This window comes from Streptomyces jeddahensis (assembly GCF_001642995.1).
GTDB lineage: Bacteria > Actinomycetota > Actinomycetes > Streptomycetales > Streptomycetaceae > Streptomyces > Streptomyces jeddahensis.
The window spans coordinates 103,392-120,746 of the sequence record NZ_LOHS01000086.1 but is presented as its reverse complement, the minus strand read 5'-3'; the positions used below and the strand labels follow the sequence as shown (position 1 = coordinate 120,746).

Annotated in this window: 11 protein-coding genes and 1 pseudogene; 2 read left to right on the top strand and 10 right to left on the bottom strand. The window is 67.5% G+C overall.

What is annotated here, in order from left to right; genetic code table 11:
* Positions 1 to 174: 174 nt before the first annotated feature.
* The 7 genes from STSP_RS19075 to ngcE form a co-directional block, all read right to left on the bottom strand.
* The gene (locus STSP_RS19075; protein ID WP_067279394.1) at positions 175 to 1,458 is read right to left on the bottom strand and encodes a sugar ABC transporter permease; all 1,284 of its coding nucleotides are present in this window, start codon (positions 1,456 to 1,458) and stop codon (positions 175 to 177) included.
* Positions 1,455 to 2,246: an ATP-binding cassette domain-containing protein gene (locus STSP_RS19070; protein ID WP_067279392.1), complete on the bottom strand. Its 792-nt coding sequence runs from the start codon at positions 2,244 to 2,246 to the stop codon at positions 1,455 to 1,457. The genes STSP_RS19075 and STSP_RS19070 overlap by 4 nt, the downstream gene beginning before the upstream one ends.
* Positions 2,247 to 2,536: 290 nt before the next feature.
* Complete coding sequence (locus tag STSP_RS19065; RefSeq protein ID WP_198547388.1) at positions 2,537 to 3,643, bottom strand: ABC transporter substrate-binding protein; 1,107 nt, start codon at positions 3,641 to 3,643, stop codon at positions 2,537 to 2,539.
* A gap of 133 nt (positions 3,644 to 3,776) precedes the next feature.
* The gene (locus tag STSP_RS19060; RefSeq protein ID WP_067279390.1) at positions 3,777 to 4,976 is read right to left on the bottom strand and encodes an ROK family transcriptional regulator; all 1,200 of its coding nucleotides are present in this window, start codon (positions 4,974 to 4,976) and stop codon (positions 3,777 to 3,779) included.
* Positions 4,977 to 5,230: 254 nt separating this feature from the next.
* Positions 5,231 to 6,151, bottom strand: a complete 921-nt coding sequence (locus STSP_RS19055; protein ID WP_067279387.1) for a carbohydrate ABC transporter permease — start codon at positions 6,149 to 6,151, stop codon at positions 5,231 to 5,233.
* Positions 6,152 to 6,266: 115 nt separating this feature from the next.
* The gene (locus tag STSP_RS19050) at positions 6,267 to 7,196 is read right to left on the bottom strand and encodes a carbohydrate ABC transporter permease (RefSeq protein WP_067279385.1); all 930 of its coding nucleotides are present in this window, start codon (positions 7,194 to 7,196) and stop codon (positions 6,267 to 6,269) included.
* A gap of 97 nt (positions 7,197 to 7,293) precedes the next feature.
* The gene (gene ngcE / locus STSP_RS19045; protein WP_067279382.1) at positions 7,294 to 8,748 is read right to left on the bottom strand and encodes an N-acetylglucosamine/diacetylchitobiose ABC transporter substrate-binding protein; all 1,455 of its coding nucleotides are present in this window, start codon (positions 8,746 to 8,748) and stop codon (positions 7,294 to 7,296) included.
* Between the two features lie 411 nt (positions 8,749 to 9,159).
* On the opposite strand from ngcE, the gene STSP_RS19040 reads away from it, so the two are divergent.
* A complete protein-coding gene (locus tag STSP_RS19040) occupies positions 9,160 to 9,786 on the top strand; it encodes a Uma2 family endonuclease (protein ID WP_107441342.1) in 627 nt (208 codons plus the stop codon).
* 99 nt (positions 9,787 to 9,885) lie between these two features.
* Here the strand turns inward: STSP_RS19040 and STSP_RS19035 are convergent.
* Positions 9,886 to 10,131: pseudogene (locus STSP_RS19035) on the bottom strand (cellulose binding domain-containing protein); the annotation flags it as partial.
* Between the two features lie 238 nt (positions 10,132 to 10,369).
* On the bottom strand, positions 10,370 to 13,084 hold the full coding sequence (gene acnA / locus STSP_RS19030) for an aconitate hydratase AcnA (protein WP_067279441.1): 2,715 nt from the start codon (positions 13,082 to 13,084) through the stop codon (positions 10,370 to 10,372).
* 389 nt (positions 13,085 to 13,473) lie between these two features.
* Between acnA and STSP_RS19025 the strand changes: the two genes are divergently transcribed.
* On the top strand, positions 13,474 to 15,003 hold the full coding sequence (locus tag STSP_RS19025; protein ID WP_067279378.1) for a UDP-N-acetylglucosamine 1-carboxyvinyltransferase: 1,530 nt from the start codon (positions 13,474 to 13,476) through the stop codon (positions 15,001 to 15,003).
* A gap of 136 nt (positions 15,004 to 15,139) precedes the next feature.
* Here the strand turns inward: STSP_RS19025 and STSP_RS19020 are convergent, their stop codons facing one another.
* The gene (locus tag STSP_RS19020; RefSeq protein ID WP_067279375.1) at positions 15,140 to 17,329 is read right to left on the bottom strand and encodes a heavy metal translocating P-type ATPase; all 2,190 of its coding nucleotides are present in this window, start codon (positions 17,327 to 17,329) and stop codon (positions 15,140 to 15,142) included.
* Positions 17,330 to 17,355 lie beyond the last annotated feature (26 nt).

The following is a 17,355-nucleotide window of genomic DNA, read 5'->3' as shown; positions in this document are numbered from 1 at the left end:
AGTAGAGCTGTTCGAGCCTTCGCGGGTCTGTCGAGTCTAATGTTCCGCCGTTACGGCCGACGTCCGGGCCGTGCGTCGTAGGTCACGCCGTCGGCCGTACGTGGCTGTGCCCGGCACCACCAAGGTGCCGGGCACAGGTCAGGGGCTGCGCCCCTTCAGGGGCGCGCGGAGCGACTACGCCCTGCCGGCCGTCTTCTGGGTCTTCCGCGTCACCGAGTCAATAACAACGGTGGCGAGAAGCACACCGCCAGTGATCATGTACTGGATCGGCGTGGCGATGCCCTCCAGGGCCAGGCCGTACTGGATCGAGGTGATCACCATGACACCGAGCAGCGCGTTCCAGGTGCGGCCGCGGCCGCCGAAGAGGCTCGTTCCGCCGATGACGGCCGCCGCGATGACGTTCATCAGCAGATCGCCGGCACCGGCGCTCTGGTTGGCCGCGGCGATCTTCGAGGCCCAGAACAGGCCGCCGATGGCCGCGAACGTACCGGCGATGGCGAAGACCGAGATCCGCACCGCGGTGACGTTGATGCCCGCGCGCCGGGACGCCTCGACGCTGCCGCCGAGCGCGAAGACCTTCCGCCCGTACGCGGTGCGCCGCAGCACGAAGTCCGTCAGCACCAGCACCGCCATGAACAGCACCAGCGCCAGGGGCAGGCCCTTGTACTGGTTGAACATGGCCGCGGCGGCGAAGCCGATGACCGCGAGGACCGCGGTGCGCAGCACGATCTCGCTGAGCGGCCGCGACGGCACGCCCGCGGCCTCGCGGCGGCGGCTGTCCAGGAAGGAGGTGACGAAGAACACCACGACCGCGAGCGTGGCGAGCCCGTAGGCCGCCGCGATGTCGGAGAAGTAGTACGTGGTGAGGTGGCCGACGACACCGTCCGAGTCGATGTTGATCGTGCCGTTGTCGCCGAGGATCTGCAGCATGAAGCCGAGCCAGAACAGCAGGCCGGCCAGCGTGACGGCGAAGGCGGGCGCGCCGACGCGGGCGAAGAAGAAGCCGTGGATGCAGCCGATGAGGGCGCCGCCGGCGATGGCGACGAGAACCGCCAGCCATTCGCTGACGCCGTGCGTGACGCTGAGCACCGCCATGAGCGCGCCGGACACACCGCTGACGGAGCCGACCGACAGGTCGATCTCGCCGAGCAGCAGCACGAAGATGATGCCCACCGACATCATGCCGGTGGCCACCATCGCGACGGCGATGTTGTTGAGATTCTCGGCCGAGAGGAAGTTCGAGTTCAGGCCCTGGAAGATGGCCCAGATGATGATCAGGCCGACGACGACCGGTACGGAGCCCAGGTCTCCGGCGCGCATCTTGCGCTTGAACTCGGTGACGTAGCCCTTGAGGCCCTCCTCGCGCACGAGCAGCCGGGGGTCCACTGCGGTCACGGCGTCGGCGGCGGCCTCGGGGTTCTCCACCGCCGGAGCCGCGGAGGTCTTGTCGATGCTCACTTCTGAGCCTCCCCGTTGGTACGCGCCGCACGACGGGTCACGGCGTTGTCCGTGGCGCCGGTGATGGCGGAGATGATCTCTTCCTGCGAGGTGCTCTTGACCTCGAAGACACCGTTGTTGCGGCCGAGCCGGAGCACCGCCACCTTGTCGGCGACAGCCTTGACGTCGGCCATGTTGTGGCTGATGAGGATCACGGCGTGGCCGCGCTCGCGCAGCCGCTCCACGAGGTCGAGGACCTGCGCGGTCTGCTCGACGCCGAGGGCCGCGGTGGGCTCGTCGAGGATGACCAGCTTGGGCTCGCCGAGCATCGACCGGGCGATCGCCACCGTCTGGCGCTGACCGCCGGAGAGCGAGGCGATCGGGATGCGCACGCTCGGTATGCGGATCGACAGGGTCGTGAGCAGCTCGCGGGCGCGCCGCTCCATCTCGACCTCGTCGAGGATGCCGCGCTTCTTCAACTCGCGGCCGAGAAACAGATTGCCGACGACGTCGATGTTGTCGCACAGCGCGAGGTCCTGGTAGACCGTCGCGATGCCCAGGTTCTGGGCGTCGTGCGGCTTGCTGATCGATACGGGACGGCCTTCCCACTCGATGACGCCGTCATCGATGGGGTGCACGCCGGCGATCGTCTTGACCAGCGTGGACTTTCCGGCGCCGTTGTCGCCGACCAGGGCGACCACCTCACCGGCATGGACCTCGAGCTCTACGTCGGTGAGCGCCTGGACGGCACCGAACCGCTTGGAGACCCCGCGCAACGCCAGCACAGGCGTAGCGGACACGTGAACCATCTCCTTCGCCGCCTGACCCGGCGGGAGGTTGTGCAGAAACGAAAGGGGGGTGGGCCGTCCGGCGCGCCCCGCCGGAGCTGCGGGGCTGATGGATCCGGGGCGCCCGGACGGCTTCCGCATGACGAGTCCTGTCCCTATGACGAGTCCCGAAGGTGCCCTGTGACGGGCCCGTACGGGAATTCTGGAATGAACTCCCGTACACGCAAAGGGACTCGGAGAGAGAATCCCGGAAAAAGCACTCCGGGAAAGCCCCTGAAAGGGGCTCGGCAGGAACTCAGTCGAGGAGAAACTCAGTCGAGGAGACCGAGCTTCTCGCAGTCGGCCTTGTACTTGGCCGTGCAGATCTCGTTGGCCGTGTAGACGCCGTCCTTGATGACGGTGTCCTTGATGTTGTCCTTGGTCAGCGAGGTGACGGCGACGAGGACCGACGGGATGCCCTTCGTGGTCGGGCTGTCGACCGAGTCCTTGGCGATGGAGTCGAGCTTCTCGCCCTTGGCGAGCGCGACGGCCATCTCGGCGGCGGCATCGGCCTCGGGGGCGTACGGCTTGTAGACGCTCATGTACTGCTCGCCCGCCACGATGCGCTGCACACCGGCGAGTTCGGCGTCCTGGCCGGTGACCGGCGGAAGCTTCGACACGCCCGCGGCCTTCAGGGCGGTGATGATGCCGCCCGCCATGCCGTCGTTGGCGGAGTAGACGCCGACGATGTTGTTCTTGCCGAGTGCGGAGATCGCGCCTTCCATGTTGGCGTTGGCGTTCTCCGGCTTCCACTCCTTGGTGTCGTACTCCTTGCCGACCTCGACCTTGCCGTCGAGGACGGAGTGGGCGCCCTCCTTGAACTGCGCGGCGTTCGGGTCGGTGGGCGACCCGTTCATCATGACGATCTTGCCGTCCTTGGCCTTGTCGCCCAGGGCGCCGAGGAGGGCCTCGCCCTGGACCTTGCCGACCTGGACGTTGTCGAACGACGTGTAGGCGTCGATCGGGCCCTCGGCGAGGCGGTCGTAGGCAACGACGGGGATGCCGGCGTCCTTGGCCTTCTTGACCGAGCTGGCGATGGCCTTGGAGTCCACCGCGTCCACGATGAGCACGTCCACCTTGTTGGTGATCATCGTCTCGACCTGCTGGGCCTGCAGCGTCGCGTCCTGCTTGGCGTTGTCGTACTTGACCGTCGCCTTGCCGTCCGTGAGCTCGCTGATCTTCTTCTCGATGAGCGGCTTGTCGAACTTCTCGTAACGCGCCGTCTGGTTCTCCGGAAGGAGCAGACCTATCGTCAGCGCGTCACCCTTGCTCGAGCTGCTGGCCTTGTCGCTACCACCATCGGCCTCCTTGGCGCTGCCACAGGCGGCGAGCGAGACGGCCATCGCGGAAGCGGCGACGGCAACGGCGGCACGACGCATACGCGTGTTCACTTCAGAAACCTCCCTGACGCGGCCGCGTCGCTGCGGCCGAGGTGCTCGAAGTCAACTCGGCGGTAACGGCCGTCGTCAAGGAGTAAATCCTTAACGAGATGACAACGGTGCCATGCGTGAACTAAGTGAAGGCAGGGGTGGCCACGGCGAGCGAGCCGTCCAGAAGGGTCGAATCACCCATCTCGCTCAGCGCCAGCGCCAGGGCGCCGAGCACCTCGGCCCGGCCGCCCAGTGCCCCCGGGCGTACGGACAGCTGGCGCGCGGCACTTGGGATCGCGTACCGCCCGACGGACTCGCGGATCGGACCCAGCACCAGCTCACCCGCCTCGGCGAGATCGCCGCCGAGCACCACACGGGACGGGTTCAGAAGGTTGCAGAGACTGGCCACGCCGCTCCCGATGTGACGGCCGACGTCGGCGATCACGCGCCGGCAGCCCGGATCGCCGTCGCGCGCCAGCCTGACGACGCCCTCCATGGTCAGATCCGTGCCGTGACTGGGCTGGAGGAGCGGCAGCACATAGCGGGCGGCCGTGAAGGTCTCCAGGCATCCGCGGTTGCCGCAACGGCAGACCGGGCCGGACTCATCCAGAGTGATATGCCCGATTTCTCCCGCGGTTCCGCCGGGTCCCCGGTAGATCTTCCCGTCGATCACGAGACCGGCGCCCACACCGCTCGAGACCTTGATGTACGCCAGGTCCTTCACCCCGCGCCCGCTGCCCCAGACCAGCTCGCCGAGAGCGCCCAGGTTGGCGTCGTTGTCCACGTGCACCGGGACGCCGAGACGGCCCCGCAGCTCCTCGGCCGGTCTGGTTCCGGTCCAGCCGGGCAGGATGGCCATCGAGCCCAGCGTGCCCGACTCCACGTCGATCGGCCCCGGCACGCCGAGCCCGACGCCCGCAACCTTGGTGCGGTCGACCCCCGTGGCCAAGATCAGGCGGTTGACCAGCTCTTCCGCCCGGTCGAAGCCCTGCGCGGCGGAGGCGTCCACGTCCAGCGGCTCGGACTCCTCGGCCAGCACCTGATGGGCGAGGTTCCCGATCGCGACGCGCAGGTGCGTGTGCCCGAAGTCGACGCCGATCACGATGCCGGCGGCACCGCTCAAGGACACGCTGCGCGCCCGCCGGCCGCCCGCCGAGGTGGGCGTGACCTCGACGGTTCCGCCCTCCTTCAGCTCCCGCACGATGTTGGAGACCGTCGCCGCCGACAGACCCGTCGTCCTTGCGATCTCCGCCTGCGTGAGCGATCCGGCCAGCCGCACGGCACGTACGACCCGCTCGAGATTGGCCCGGTGCAGCGACGACTGCGACCCCGGAGTCTCCATCGACCCATCCACTCCTGCCCTAGGACGGGCAGCTCCGATGCCGCCCGTGGGCCCGTTCACAGCAGATTCACAGCAGCGGAAACCGGGCCACGTACAAGTTGTGAACTCCAAGCTGTGCTGAACGGGTTACCACAGTCAAGACCTTGACGGAAATCGCTTCCATGGGATCGACGGTTCGGGGCACGCCAAAGGCCCGGTTTCGCCGTGCCGCCCTGCGTCGTCACGGAGAACCGGGCCCGATTGGTGTCCTGAGGCTACTTGAGGGCGCCGGCCGTCAGACCGGCGACGACCTGCCGCTGGAAGACGACGTACGCGGCCAGCACCGGCAGCATGGCCATGACCAGCCCGGCGAAGAGGCCTGACCAGTCGCCCTTGTAGCCCTGGCTCACGGCGAGCTGTACGAGGCCCTGGGTCAGCACCTTGTCCTCCTGCTCGGTGTTCAGCACCGTCGGCAGCATGTACTGGTTCCACTGCCCCAGGAAATTGAAAATGCTGATGCTGATCAGGCCCGGCTTGGCCATCGGGAGCATCACCTGGAAGAAGGTCCTGGTGTGCGAGGCGCCGTCCACGAAGGCCGCTTCGGCCACCGAGGTCGGCAGCGTACGGAAGAAGGCCGTCATGAAGAACACGGTGAACGGCAGGGAGTACGCGATATAGACGAGGATCAGGCCGGGCAGCGTGTTCAGCAGCGACATGTTCTGCATGACGTAGAACAGCGGCACCAGCGCCAGGATGATCGGAAAGCTCATCCCTCCGATGAACAGGAAGTAGATGAAGCGGTTCCCGGGGAATTCGAAGCGCGCGAGGACGTACGCCGCCATCGAACCGAGCAGCATGGTGCCCACGAGCGAGAACCCCACCACGATCACGGTGTTGAGGAAGTAGTCGCTCATGTGCGCCTCGGTCCAAGCGCGCGACCAGTTGTCGAAATGCAGCGTGTCCGGCAGCGCCCAGGGCGAGGTGAAGATGGACTTGTCGTCCTTGAAGGAGGTCATGACCGCCCAGAGCAGCGGCATCACGACCATGAACGCCCACAGCACGAGCATGCCGTGCGAGAAGACGTTGAGGGTCTGACCCTCGGTCGCCTTTCGCGACGGGCCCCCGGCGGCGTCCACCTTGGCGACGGCGGGCCGCTCCTCGGTGGTGTCGGCGGGAGGCGTATCGGTCGTCTTCACTCGTGTCCTCCTCGCGGCTCGGTCCGCTCGGTCTGTTCGGCGCGTGCCTCCGCATCAGCGGCTGGCGTTCTTCTCGGCCGGGGGTCCGGGGGGTGTCCCCCGGGAAAACACAGCATTAGTACTCCAGCCGCTCGCGCCGGCCCATCCGCATCACGACCGCCACGAACAGCAGCGTCACGATGAGCAGGGCCACACCGATCGTCGTTGCATAGGCGGCCTGACCGTCACGGAACGCCTTCTGGTACACGTACAGCGGCAGCACGGTCGTCGAGTAGTCGGGGCCGCCGCCGTTCGGTCCCACGGTCATGATCTGCACGACCGCGAAGGACTCGGCGCCGAGCGCCAGGATGCCCATGTAGGCCCAGCCGGACTGCACGGTGTCCCAGAGCAGCGGCAGGGTGATCTTGAAGAAGGTCGTCATGCGGTTCGCGCCGTCCAGCAGAGCGGCCTCGTAGTAGTCCTTCGGAATGGAGGCCATTCCGGCGGAGAACAGCACCACGAAGAAGCCGACGGTGCACCAGACGAGGACCGCGAAGACGCACCACAGGGCGAGGTCGGGATCGCCGAGCCAGTCGGGCTGCACGCCGTCCAGGCCCACCGCCTTCAGCCCGGAGTTGAGCGCGCCGCTGTTCGGGTTGTACGCGAACTGGAAGAGCAGGGCGACGATGGCGATCGACAGCACCTGCGGGAAGAAGTAGACGACCTTGTAGAAGGAGGAGCCCCGGACCCCCGCGATCGCCGCGTTCTTCCGGCGCCGCCCCCCGACATTGAGCATGAAGGCGAAGAACAGCGCCAGCGTGAGCGTCACGAGCGGCAGCAGCACCACGAACATCACACTGTGCTGCAGCGATTTCCAGAAGACCTCGTCGTCGAGCATCCTCGTGAAGTTCTTGAAGCCCACCATCTCGAACTCGGGGCTCAGCCCGCTCCAGTCAGTGAACGAGTAGAAGATGGACTGGATGAAGGGCCAGATGACGAAAAGGCCGTAAATGGCCAAGGGGACCGTCAAGAACCCCACGATGAAACGGTATTTGCCGTGCTGCATCCCTACTGACCCCGATCTCCTTGCGCGCGCCGCCGGCACCTCGTATCAAGAGCCGGGGCCCGGCCGGTCGGTCGGTCCGGCCGGGCCCCGGCTGCGCTCACTGGTGCTTGTAGTGCTTGATGGAGTCGTCCTTGGCCGCCTCGTCGGCGTACTCCTGGATCTTCTTGATCGCCTCGGCCGGGGTGAGCCGGCCGGCCATCATCTCGCCCAGGCCGCCGACGCCGATCTTCTCCTTCTGCAGCGCCACGTACCAGTCCTGGAGGCGCGGGTTGACGACGTTGTCGCCGGCCTTCTCCAGTGCCGCGACACCGGACTTGAGGCCCGGGGTGAGGTCGATGCCGTCTGTGCCGCCGTTGAAAGCGGTCAGCGACTTCACCGACTTGGTGAAGTTCTTCGACGAGGCCTCGCTGAGCATGATGCGCAGCTGTTCCATGCCGCCGTCGGGGTTCTTGGCCTTGGCGGGGACGATGAAGGGTTCACCGCCGGACGCCCACATCGTGCCGAACGGCATCTTGTCCGAACTGTCGATACCCGACGGCGCCGACACCGCGAGGTCGAAGTCCGCCGGCATGGTCTTCGCGGCCTCGTTCTCCACCCACGAGCCGTTCGGGATGAACAGCGCCTTGCCCTCGGTCCAGGCGGTCTGGGACTGGATGTGGTCGAGGCCCGGGGTGCCCTTGAGGATGTAGCCCTTCTTGTAGAGCTCGTAGTACGCCTCGAAGCAGGTCTTGACCGCGGGATGCTTCCAGGCGTTCGGCTCCAGGTTGTCGATGGCGTCGAGGACCTCGCGGCCGCCGACCTTGGCAATCATCGGGTAGAGCGAGAACGGGATGTAGTACGGGTGCTTGCCCGCATACGTCCAGCCCGCCATGCCCTTCTTCTTCGCCTTCGCGCAGACGGCGAGCATGTCGTCCCAGGTCTCCGGGTACTCGGCGTCGAGCGAGTCCAGCGCCTTCTGGGAGTACCACACGCCGTAGATGGTGTACGCGTAGTACATGATCCAGACCGCGTCGCCGTCGAACTGGCCCATCTCGACGATGCCGGGGCGCAGCGTGTCGCGGACCTTCTTGTTCGGATCGTCGATGGACGGGGCGTCCAGCAGCGGCGTGAGGTCGGCGAGCTGCTTCTTGCCGACGAGGACGCCCATGTCCATCTGCTCGGCACCGGAGTTGTCGATCAGGTCCGGCGGGTTGCCCCCGTTGAAGCGCGGCTGGAGAACCGACTGGATCTTCTGGGTCGAGGAGAACTTGACCTTCGCCCCGGGGTACTTCTTCTCGTACTCCTTGACCGCGTCCTCGGCGTACTGCGTGCCGAAGCCGCCGTCGAACAGCACGAATTCCATCGATGCTGTCTCGTTCACGCCGAGCGGGTTCTCGGCGCTCTTCTTGCCCTTCTCGACCTTTTCGTCGCTGTCGCTGCTACCGCTGGCACACGCGGACAGGAAGCTCATCGTCGGAACGGCGATCAGCCCGAGCGCGGCCGACCTCTTGATCAGATCACGGCGGCCGACGCCTTCGGTGCCGGTGCCGGTCTCGGCGGAAGTGGATCCCATGCTCAAGTCCTCGCCTTCTCCAGGACTCAGGCGGTGAACCGGATCCTCCCCGGCACCGCGGTGAAGTGCTGTGTCTTCGGTGGAGCTGGATCGTGCTGGAGCGCTGGAGTATGGGAATCAGCGGAAACGACACGGCGGTCGCGGCATCGGCCGGCCCGCCTCCGTCTCTCCCCCGGCTCCCCCTCCCTGTCCACGACCGGTCGAACGGCTGGGTGGACGCCGACAGGTATAGTCCACTCTCCATCAGGGGATCAAGATCGAATGCGGGTTTGGTCTGCGTTCTTTCCCTACTTGAGACCTCGCGGACACATGCCTCGGCCGTGTCAACGGCGCGCCGTAGCGCCCTCAATTCGGGTGGCGGTACCGTCGTACCGGAGACCACGACGCACACCGGCGTCCACACTCGCGCCCATGGGAGCAGTGATGATCAGCCACCGGCAGGAACGGGCCACCGAGGACACCTGGATGTTCCCGCCGGCGGACGGCTGGACCTTCGACCAGGTACAGCACTTGGAACTGCCCTTCGACTGGGATCTCGTGGACGGAGTCATCGTGGTTCGTGGGCAGACCCGGTTCTGGCACAACCGGGTCCGGGACCGAATCGCGCGTGCTCTGGAGGATGCGTGTGTCGCGCCATACGAGGTCGTGGTCGAGCAGTGCATTCTGCTCGACCCGTACAACACCGCGAAACCGGACGTCATCGTGTTCGATCCCCGAGGGTTCGGCCTCCTGGAACTCGATTGCGTACCCGCAGAAAGGGTCGCCCTGGCAGTCGAGGTGGTCTCCCCCGGCTCTCGCCAAGATGATCGGGTACGCAAGCCGGCCTTCTTCTCCGAGGCCGGAATCGCCTGCTACTGGCGAGTCGAACTCGAGCAGAACGACAGTCTCGCCGTGCACGAATACTGGCGGCATGACGACACGCGGTCGTACGTCACCGCCCCCGTGCATCCCGTGCACCGCGACACGCTAGGCACCGAAGTCCCTTTCCCAGTCGAGATGGACCTCTCCGCACTCCTGAAGTTCAACAACCCGTCGTGACCGAGCGAGGCGGCCAGAGATGATCCCGTCCGCAGGCTGAGCAGGCGGGATCGTACAGGCGTGGCGGGAGCCGACACACCGCTCCCGCCCCACCGGCCGTCATCCGACCCGGCACCCCAGATCGATGGCGGGATCATCCCCCGAACCGGAGACGACGTACCCGAACGTCGTGCTCTCACCCGGATCCAAGGACCCGTTCCATTCCGCGTTGTGCACCATCACGTCCTGGCCCTCGGTCGTCGCGGTGCCGCTCCACAGGCCCTCGAGCGTCTGCCCGTCGGGGAGTGGCCAGTCGACCACCCAGCCGAGCATCGGCGCGTCGCCGGTGTTGGTGACGGTCACCTCTCGCGTTCCCTTGTCGATTGCTCGATGGTCGTGAGGAACGTGCACCGTGAGATGGGAGCGCCCGCCGGGCGGGTTCCGGTCCGCCTCTTATGGGAGCGCTCCCATCCCACTCCTGGTGAAGTTAGCGAGGGCCGCCACAGTTGTAAACGCCCGGCGCAGCACGCAGCCTGCCCGCGGACGCGCGAGGGCCGCACTCCCGCGCACGGGGGTGCGGCCCTCGACTGCCGTGCCGTACCGCTTACTTGCGGATCAGGCTGCGCAGCACGTACTGCATGATGCCGCCGTTGCGGTAGTAGTCCGCCTCACCGGGGGTGTCGATGCGGACGACCGCGTCGAACTCGACGCCGGTGTCGGTGGTGACCTTCACCGTGCGCGGGGTGGTGCCCTCGTTCAGCTCGGTGATGCCCGTGATGGAGAAGGTCTCCTCGCCGGTCAGGCCGAGCGAGTCGGCCGACTGGCCCGCCGGGAACTGCAGCGGCAGGACGCCCATGCCGATGAGGTTCGAGCGGTGGATGCGCTCGTACGACTCGGTGATGACGGCCTTGACGCCGAGCAGGGCCGTGCCCTTGGCGGCCCAGTCGCGGGACGAGCCGGAGCCGTACTCCTTGCCGCCCAGGATGACCAGCGGGGTGCCGGCGGCCTGGTAGTTCTGCGACGCGTCGTAGATGAAGGAGACCGGGCCGCCCTCCTGCGTGAAGTCACGCGTGTAGCCGCCCTCGGTGCCCGGCGCGATCTGGTTGCGCAGGCGGATGTTGGCGAAGGTGCCGCGGATCATGACCTCGTGGTTGCCTCGGCGGGAGCCGTAGGAGTTGAAGTCACGACGCTCCACACCGTGCTCGGTGAGGTACTTGCCGGCCGGGGTGTCGGCCTTGATGGCACCGGCCGGGGAGATGTGGTCGGTGGTGACCGAGTCGCCCAGCTTGGCGAGGACGCGGGCGCCGGTGATGTCACTGACCGGGGTCGTGTCCATCGTCATGCCCTCGAAGTACGGGGGCTTGCGGACGTAGGTCGACTGCGGGTCCCACTCGAAGGTGTTGCCGGTCGGGATCGGCAGCGACTGCCACTGGGCGTCGCCGGCGAACACGTCCTGGTACGAGGTCGAGAACATGTCCTCGCCGATGGCGTTGGCGACGACCTCGTTGACCTCCTGCTCGGACGGCCAGATGTCCTGCAGGTAGACGGCCTTGCCGTCCTTGTCGGTGCCCAGGGCGTCCTTGGTGATGTCCACCTTCATGGAGCCCGCGATGGCGTACGCCACGACCAGCGGCGGGGACGCCAGGTAGTTCATCTTGACGTCGGGGTTGATCCGGCCCTCGAAGTTGCGGTTGCCGGACAGGACCGAGGTGACGGCGAGGTCGTGGTCGTTGACGGCCTTGGAGACCTCCTCCGGCAGCGGCCCGGAGTTGCCGATGCAGGTGGTGCAGCCGTAGCCGACGAGGTTGAAGCCCAGCTTGTCGAGGTACGGCGTGAGGCCCGCGCGGTCGTAGTAGTCCATGACGACCTTGGAGCCCGGGGCCAGGGTGGTCTTGACCCACGGCTTGCGGGTCAGGCCCTTCTCGACCGCCTTCTTGGCCACCAGCGCGGCGGCGACCATGACGTACGGGTTCGAGGTGTTGGTGCAGGAGGTGATCGCGGCGACGGTGACGGCGCCGTGGTCGATCTCGTACGTCGAGCCGTCGGGGGCGGTGACGGTGGTCGGGCGGGTCGGCACGCCGTCGATGCTGGCCGGGGCGTCGGAGGCCGGGAAGGACTCCTCGCCCGCCTCGTCCGCGGTGTCCACGTAGTTGCGTACGTCCTGCGCGAACTGCTCGGCGGCGTTGGCGAGGACGATACGGTCCTGCGGGCGCTTCGGGCCGGCGATCGACGGGACGACCGTCGACAGGTCCAGCTCGAGCTTCTCGGAGAAGTCGGGCTCGGCGGCCGGGTCGAGCCAGAGGCCCTGCTCCTTGGCGTACGCCTCGACGAGCGCGACCTGCTGCTCGGAGCGGCCGGTCAGACGCAGGTAGTTCAGGGTCTCGTCGTCGATCGGGAAGATCGCGGCGGTGGAGCCGAACTCCGGCGACATGTTGCCGATGGTGGCGCGGTTGGCGAGCGAGGTGGCGGCGACGCCCTCGCCGTAGAACTCGACGAACTTGCCGACGACACCGTGCTTGCGGAGCATCTCGGTGATGGTCAGCACGAGGTCGGTGGCGGTGGTGCCCGGCTGCAGCTCGCCAGTCAGCTTGAAGCCGACGACGCGCGGGATGAGCATCGAGACCGGCTGGCCGAGCATCGCGGCCTCGGCCTCGATGCCGCCGACGCCCCAGCCCAGCACACCGAGGCCGTTGACCATGGTGGTGTGCGAGTCGGTGCCGACGAGGGTGTCGGGGTACGCCTTGCCGTCACGGACCATGACGACCCGGGCCAGGTGCTCGATGTTGACCTGGTGCACGATGCCGGTGCCCGGCGGGACGACCTTGAACTCGTCGAACGCGGTCTGGCCCCAGCGCAGGAACTGGTAGCGCTCCTTGTTGCGGCCGTACTCCAGCTCGACGTTCTGCTTGAAGGAGTCCGGGGTGCCGAACTTGTCGGCGATGACGGAGTGGTCGATGACCAGCTCGGCCGGGGCCAGCGGGTTGATCTTCGCCGGGTCGCCGCCGAGCTCCTTGACGGCCTCGCGCATGGTGGCGAGGTCCACGACACAGGGCACGCCGGTGAAGTCCTGCATGATCACGCGGGCCGGCGTGAACTGGATCTCCTGGCTCGGCTGCGCCTGCGAGTCCCAGCCGCCGAGCGCCCGGATGTGGTCGGCGGTGATGTTCGCGCCGTCCTCGGTGCGGAGCAGGTTCTCCAGCAGCACCTTCAGGCTGTAGGGCAGGCGAGCGGAACCCTCGACCTTGTCCAGCCTGAAGATCTCGTACGACTCGTCGCCCACCTGCAGCGTGCTGCGGGCGTCGAAGCTGTTCGCCGACACGACAGTCTCCTTCATTTTTGTGCGCGTACCACCGCATCCTGCCGCCACGACTCGTCGCCGATCCGCTAAGGTAAGGCTAAGTTAGGACACCCTTACCAGGGTGGTGGCTGCGGTGCGCCTCGGCAGATATCTCGATGTCGAGATAACTCTAGTACATGGGCGCCGATCGGTCATGCCCTGCCCCCTGCCGCGTCCATTAAGGCCATTAAGGGACGAATCGAGACACAGGGGTACCTCGACACCCGTTCGGCTGCGCTCAGGTTGCATGGGGCGGATGCCCGACAGACCGTCAAAAGGCGCCCGCTGCACGCATACCGGCCACGTACCGACCTCACTCGAATGCCACCCCGACGCGAAGTCCATCTCATATCTGAGATAACCTGCGCCACATGGCAGACGATTACCTCGTACGCATCGGCAAGCTCATCCGTGACGCGCGCCAACATCGCGGCTGGTCACAGGTGCAGCTCGCGGAAGCCCTCGGCACCAGTCAGAGCGCCGTCAACCGCATCGAACGCGGCAACCAGAACATCAGCCTTGAGATGATCGCCCGCATCGGGGAAGCGCTCGACAGTGAGATCGTCTCACTGGGGTACGCGGGTCCGATGCATCTTCGCGTGGTGGGCGGCCGCCGGCTGTCCGGATCCATCGACGTCAAGACGAGCAAGAACGCCTGTGTGGCGCTGCTGTGCGCCTCGCTGCTCAACAAGGGGCGTACGGTGCTGCGCCGCGTCGCCCGTATCGAAGAGGTGTACCGGCTCCTGGAGGTGCTCAACTCCATCGGCGTGCGCACCCGTTGGATCAACGACCGGGTCGACCTGGAGATCGTGCCTCCCGCCGAGCTGGACATGGCCGCCATCGACGCGGAGGCGGCTCGCCGCACCCGCTCGATCATCATGTTCCTCGGCCCGCTTCTGCACCGCATGGACCAGTTCAAGCTGCCGTACGCGGGCGGCTGCGACCTCGGCACGCGTACCGTCGAGCCGCACATGATCGCGCTGCGCCGGTTCGGCCTCGACATCACCGCGACGGAGGGCCTCTACCACGCGCAGGTGGACCGTGCGGTGGCGCCGGAGCGCCCGATCGTGCTGACCGAGCGCGGCGACACCGTGACCGAGAACGCGCTGCTCGCCGCCGCGCGCCACAACGGCACGACCGTCATCCGCAACGCCTCGTCCAACTACATGGTCCAGGACCTCTGCTTCTTCCTGGAGGCGCTCGGGGTCAAGGTCGACGGCATCGGCACGACGACACTGACCGTGCACGGCGTACCGAATATCGACGTGGACGTCGACTACTCGCCCTCCGAGGACCCGGTCGAGGCGATGAGCCTGCTCGCCGCCGCCGTGGTCACCGAGTCCGAGCTCACCGTGTGCCGCGTCCCGATCGAGTTCCTCGAGATCGAGCTCGCGGTCCTGGAGGAGATGGGCCTCGACCACGACCGCACCCCGGAGTACGTCGCCGACAACGGCCGCACCCGGCTCGTGGACCTCACCGTCCGGCCCTCCAAACTGGAGGCGCCGATCGACAAGGTCCACCCGATGCCGTTCCCCGGCCTGAACATCGACAACGTCCCGTTCTTCGCGGCCATCGCGGCCGTCGCCCAGGGCAAGACCCTGATCCACGACTGGGTGTACGACAACCGGGCCATCTATCTGACGGACCTGAACCGCCTCGGCGGCCGGCTGCAGCTGCTCGACCCCCACCGGGTGCTGGTCGAGGGCCCGACCCGCTGGCGCGCCGCGGAGATGATGTGCCCGCCCGCCCTGCGGCCTGCGGTCGTGGTCCTGCTGGCGATGATGGCCGCCGAGGGCACGTCGGTGCTGCGGAACGTGTACGTCATCAACCGGGGTTATGAGGACCTGGCGGAGCGGCTCAACTCGGTGGGGGCACAGATCGAGATTTTCCGGGACATCTGAATGGCGGATGCCGCCGCACCCTGTCTCGCCTGCGCTCATGCAGGTCTGGAGGGTGCGGCGGCACCTCTGGGACATCACCGGCATGCGGCAGGGCGTGCTGCAGCGCCGGATTTGCCGACGGCTCGTGAGGGGCGGCTCAGCGCACCCGGTGTTCCTCGAGTGGGGCTGCGCGCAGCCGGGCAGCGGGTTCGCCGGGCAGATGAGGGGTGTGGGCGACCAGCCGTGCGGAGTTGCCGACGACCGCGATGCTGCTGGTGTTGTGCAGCAGTGCCGCCGCGACCGGGTTGATCGAGCCTCCGGCACCGGCGACCAGCCCGACCAGGTTGACGCCGATGGCCAGGCCGTAGTTCTGGCGGACGACGCGGAGGGTGTGACGGCTGAGTTCGACCACGGCGGCGACCTGCCGCAGGTCGTTGCCGGCGAGGGCGATGTCGGCGGTCTCCAGCGCCACATGCGAGGAGTGCTCCCCCATGGCGATACCGACATCCGCCAACGCCAGGGCAGGGGCGTCGTTGGTTCCGTCGCCGACCATCGCCACGATGTGCCCGTCGTCCTGCAGGTCGCGGATCAGCTGGAGCTTGCCTTCCGGCAGGGCGTGCGCGTGCACCTCGGCGATCCCGAGGGCGTCGGCGACGGTCTGAGCCGTCTCCGGCGCATCTCCGGTGAGCAGGATGATCCGCGAGACACCGAGATCCTGCAGTTGCCGTACGACGGTGTGGGCTCCGGTGCGTACGGCGTCGGACACACCCAGCATGCCGATCAGGTCCTCATCGTGGGCGAGGCAGATCACGGTCTCGCCGCGGTGACGCAGCTGCTCGGTCCACTCCTGGGCCACCTCGCTGAGTTCCATGCCGTGCTGGCGCAGCAGCGCCGGGCTGCCCACCAGCAGCCGGGTGCCGTCGAGCTCGGCGCGCATACCCATGCCGAGCACGACCTCGCACGCCTGGTGGATGGGGATGTGCAGGTGCTGCTCCTCCGTGCGCGCCACAATGGCTTGAGCGAGCGGGTGCCGGGCGTGCAGCTCCCCGGAGGCGGCCAGGCTCAGCACCTCGTCGGCGGTGAAGCGCTCGTGCAGTGCGACGACGCTGGTGACCAGCGGGCGGCCGAAGGTGAGGGTGCCGGTCTTGTCGAAGACGACCGCGCTGACCCGGCCCACGCCCTCCAGGTGGGTGCCGCCCTTGATGAGGGTGCCGCGGCGGGCGCCGTTGCCGATGGCGGCGCTGATCGCGGTCGGGGTGGCCAGACCTGCGGCGCAGGGGCAGGCGATGAGCAGCATGGTCATCGCACGCCGGGCGTCCCGAGTCAGGAGATACGTCAGTCCCGCGAGGGCGAACGAGACGGGCACGAAGCGGCGGGTGAAGCGGGTGGCCACCGTCTGAATCGGCGCCCGGTCGGCCTGGGCCTCCTCGACGCGGCTGACGATCCGGCCGACCGTGGTATCGCTCCCGACGGAGGTGGCGCGTACGTTCAGCGAGCCGGAGGTGACGATGGTGCCCGCGTAAACCTCCGAGCCCAGGCGGGCGTAGACGGGAAGGGCCTCGCCGGTGATCGCCGCCTGGTCCACCAGCGCCTCGCCGGTGACCACTACGCCGTCGACGGGGATCTTGTGGTGCTCGTACACCGCGACGACATCGCCGACCTCCACCTCCTCGAGCGCGACCTCCACCTCGACGCCGTCGCGCACCAGCCAGACCCGCTCCTCGCCGATGCTCAGCAGTTCCTCGATGGCACGCCGGGTGCGGCGCAGGGTCAGGGTCTGCAGGAACTCGCCGATGTTGAGCAGCCACAGCACGGTCAGGGCCACCACGTTCTCCCGCAGCAGCAGGGAGATCACCGTGGCGGCCGTGACCAGCGTGTCCGTGCCCGCATGCCTGCGGCCGATAAGCGTGAGGAATGCGCCGCGGAAGAACGGCAGGCCACTGAACACCGTGACGGCACCGAGGAAACCGGACGGAGCACGGGCCGACCACGGTGGACGACGCAGCAGCAGGCGGCGCACGGCCACGAGGGCGAGGACCGCCCCGCCGACGACCAGCCGGGCCACTTCGCCGGTGGAGGAATCGGGGGTCGACCGGCTGGGCTTGGCGGGCGCCGAAGGCGGCGGGGGCTCTTCCAGCGCCGACACAAGCCGGTCCACGTCCATGTGGTCGGGCTTGATCCAGATCAGGACACTTCCGGTACGGGGGAAGATCCGCAGCGCCCGGAACCCCTGGATCCCGGCCAGCCGCTCATCCACCAGCCCGGCACAACCGGGCCGCGCCCGCAGCCAGGGCACGATCAGCCGGACCCGGCCTGCGGCGATGGAGCGCACAAGGACATCGGACATGATCAGTCAGTGTTCAGTACTCAGTG

Coding starts and splice junctions, on each gene's coding strand:
- STSP_RS19070 (WP_067279392.1), bottom strand. CDS start 2,246: ATGGTTCACGTGTCCGCTACGCCTGTGCTGGCGTTGCGCGGGGTCTCC.
- STSP_RS19065 (WP_198547388.1), bottom strand. CDS start 3,643: ATGCGTCGTGCCGCCGTTGCCGTCGCCGCTTCCGCGATGGCCGTCTCG.
- STSP_RS19060 (WP_067279390.1), bottom strand. CDS start 4,976: ATGGAGACTCCGGGGTCGCAGTCGTCGCTGCACCGGGCCAATCTCGAG.
- STSP_RS19050 (WP_067279385.1), bottom strand. CDS start 7,196: ATGCAGCACGGCAAATACCGTTTCATCGTGGGGTTCTTGACGGTCCCC.
- ngcE (WP_067279382.1), bottom strand. CDS start 8,748: ATGGGATCCACTTCCGCCGAGACCGGCACCGGCACCGAAGGCGTCGGC.
- STSP_RS19040 (WP_107441342.1), top strand. CDS start 9,160: ATGGGAGCAGTGATGATCAGCCACCGGCAGGAACGGGCCACCGAGGAC.
- STSP_RS19025 (WP_067279378.1), top strand. CDS start 13,474: ATGGCAGACGATTACCTCGTACGCATCGGCAAGCTCATCCGTGACGCG.
- STSP_RS19020 (WP_067279375.1), bottom strand. CDS start 17,329: ATGTCCGATGTCCTTGTGCGCTCCATCGCCGCAGGCCGGGTCCGGCTG.